The sequence below is a fragment of the Gluconobacter sp. P1C6_b genome (genome assembly GCF_018811945.1).
GTDB lineage: Bacteria > Pseudomonadota > Alphaproteobacteria > Acetobacterales > Acetobacteraceae > Gluconobacter.
Map to the genome: position 1 here is coordinate 1 of NZ_JACRVU010000055.1, position 2,262 is coordinate 2,262.

Here is a 2,262-nt window from a genome sequence, read left to right on the forward strand (position 1 = left end):
TCGAGACCGGATCAGAGCTGAGGGCCGGGCTTGGCAGATGGATCGCCCATTATAACGAAAGGCGTCCGCATACGGCGCTGGCTGGACGTACGCCCGATGAGGCGTATCATGACGTGCCGACGCCATCTGGTCCGGGGTTAACCCCGGACCAGATGGCCAACAGCAACGCCGTCAGAAGGGCGGCATAACAACAACCGGGTATAGCTTATCAAGCCCGCAAAACTGTCCGAACGGACGGGACCACCTCATGTGATACGAATTGATCCGGCAGGCTTGCTACCAAGAGACGCAACTGAGTCGAGTTCGGTAGAGACCTGTTCAAGAAGGGGCCCGACACGCTTTTGAAGCTGCTCTCCGGCATCGGTAGTTGCAACATTTCTGGTCGTTCTAGACAGCAGGCGACCTCCGAGCCTTTCCTCAAGTCCTCTCACCGTGTGGCTCAAGGCTGAAGGCGTGACACCGAGCTCGGCAGCGGCTCGCGTAAAGCTTCGTTCCCTGGCAACCGCGAGAAAAGCCGTCAGTTCATTGATATGATCGCGTGGCATTGCTGAGCTTATTTCAAAGGTTCATGCACGTTATATGCTCTAATCGAGTTCAGCAAGATCCCTTATCGTGTTCGGAACAAGGCCTCGTCCGGCCTGACAGCGAAACACAGGAAATTTTTATGGAAATCTTCCGCGTAGGTCACAAGCCGTCTTTCAAAGGGCCCGGAGACTGGTTCACAGGCACGGTCCGGGTTGATATGCTTTTCAACCCCGCCGCTCCCGATCGTGTTCAGGGTGCAAACGTGACATTTGAACCGGGTGCACGGACAGCCTGGCATACCCACCCACTGGGCCAGACCATTATTGTGACATCAGGCGTTGGTCGCGTACAGAGATGGGACGGCCCCGTCGAAGAAATCCGTCCTGGCGACGTGGTTTTCTTCGAACCAGGTGAAAAAAATTGGCATGGCGCCGCTCCAGAGACGGCCATGACCCATATCGCGATTCAGGAAGTCGAGAATGGGAAAGTCGTAGACTGGCTCGAGCACGTCTCTGACGACCAATACGGGCAATAAGTCAAATATTTATACGGGTGACACATCATGATTAAAGATAAAGTTGTTCTCATCACTGGTGCATCTTCTGGTATTGGCGAAGCGACGGCGCGGCTTCTGGCACGGCAGGGTGCGAAAGTTGTCCTGGGTGCGCGCAGAGAAGAGCGTCTAAAGGAGATTGTCAGTGCTATCAAAGACGAGGGCGGCACAGCGACCTACCTCGTGACGGATGTAACGAAGCCGAGTGATAATGAGGCTTTGGTCAACATGGCCAAAGAAAAATACGGTCGTCTTGATGTTATTTTCCTCAACGCAGGTCTGATGCCGACAGCCCCCGTATCCGCCTTGAAGACAGACGAATGGAATGCAGCCGTCGACATTAACATCAAAGGCGTTCTGAATGGCGTTGCTGCCGCCATGCCTCATTTTCTGGCACAGAAATACGGTCAGATCATTGCCGTTTCCTCAGTGGCCGGTCTCAAAGCATACCCTGGCAGCGCGATCTACGGCGGCACCAAGTGGTTCGTTCGCGATTTCATGGAGGTGCTTCGTATGGAGTCAGCCATGGAGGGTAGCAATATTCGTACCTCCACGATTTATCCTGCAGCGGTGAAAACTGAATTGCTCGGCGGCATTTCTGATCCCGGGGCGGCTGCAGCCATGCAAAAGCTGTACGATCAGCATGCTATCCCACCCGAACGCATTGCCGACGTAGTCTCGTTTGCGATTTCTGCCCCAGCAGACACAACGATCAACGAGTTTACAGTAGGGCCAGCCAATCAGGCCTGGTGAGGAATCCTCAATGCCGCATATCATCGTGAAGCTTTGGCCAGGTAAATCCGAGCAGCAAAAACAGCGTCTGGCGGATGCGATCACCCAGCAAGTTACCGCTATTCTGGGTTATACGGACGATGCGGTCTCGGTTGGTTTCGACGAGGTTGCTTCTTCGGACTGGCGTGATCAGGTTTATAGACCTGGAGGGTTCGAAAAACCTTCTGGATTTGAGGGTTCCTCTGTGATTCCATCTCTCCTGCGTTGATTGGGGATGATGGCAGATGAAGCAGCCGAGTTTCTTTGATGTTGAAGAGCGGCTGGCCCGGTTAAGCGGGCTTGGCGATCAGCTTGAGGCATTTTCCCGGACTGTGGATTTTGAGGTGTTCCGCCCCGATCTGGAGAAGGCTCTGGCCTATTCAGATGGGAGCAAAGGTGGACGACCGCCGTTT

At 54.3% G+C, this 2,262-nt stretch carries 5 protein-coding genes and 1 pseudogene; 5 read left to right on the plus strand and 1 reads right to left on the minus strand.

Annotated elements, in window-relative coordinates; translation table 11 throughout:
* Positions 1–188 (plus strand): integrase core domain-containing protein (locus tag KP701_RS15980; protein ID WP_215747448.1); only part of this gene is annotated, 188 nt, incomplete at its 5' end.
* A 57-nt stretch (positions 189–245) separates the two neighbouring features.
* On the opposite strand, the gene KP701_RS16510 is transcribed toward KP701_RS15980, so the two are convergent.
* Complete coding sequence (locus tag KP701_RS16510) at positions 246–545, minus strand: LysR family transcriptional regulator (protein ID WP_305798405.1); 300 nt, start codon at positions 543–545, stop codon at positions 246–248.
* Between the two features lie 119 nt (positions 546–664).
* Between KP701_RS16510 and KP701_RS15990 the strand changes: the two genes are divergently transcribed.
* The 4 genes and pseudogenes from KP701_RS15990 to KP701_RS16005 all read left to right on the plus strand — a co-directional run.
* Positions 665–1,060, plus strand: a complete 396-nt coding sequence (locus KP701_RS15990) for a cupin domain-containing protein (RefSeq protein ID WP_194268040.1) — start codon at positions 665–667, stop codon at positions 1,058–1,060.
* A 27-nt stretch (positions 1,061–1,087) separates the two neighbouring features.
* A complete protein-coding gene (locus KP701_RS15995; protein ID WP_086649792.1) occupies positions 1,088–1,831 on the plus strand; it encodes an SDR family oxidoreductase in 744 nt (247 codons plus the stop codon).
* 10 nt (positions 1,832–1,841) lie between these two features.
* Positions 1,842–2,078 (plus strand): tautomerase family protein, encoded by a 237-nt coding sequence (locus KP701_RS16000; RefSeq protein WP_235993403.1) that lies wholly within the window; start codon positions 1,842–1,844, stop codon positions 2,076–2,078.
* A 16-nt stretch (positions 2,079–2,094) separates the two neighbouring features.
* A pseudogene (locus tag KP701_RS16005) lies at positions 2,095–2,262 on the plus strand (IS5/IS1182 family transposase); the annotation flags it as partial.

Excerpts from the sequence above, each read along its gene's own strand:
- KP701_RS16510 (WP_305798405.1), bottom strand. The coding sequence starts at position 545 with ATGCCACGCGATCATATCAATGAACTGACGGCTTTTCTCGCGGTTGCC.
- KP701_RS15990 (WP_194268040.1), top strand. The coding sequence starts at position 665 with ATGGAAATCTTCCGCGTAGGTCACAAGCCGTCTTTCAAAGGGCCCGGA.
- KP701_RS15995 (WP_086649792.1), top strand. The coding sequence starts at position 1,088 with ATGATTAAAGATAAAGTTGTTCTCATCACTGGTGCATCTTCTGGTATT.
- KP701_RS16000 (WP_235993403.1), top strand. The coding sequence starts at position 1,842 with ATGCCGCATATCATCGTGAAGCTTTGGCCAGGTAAATCCGAGCAGCAA.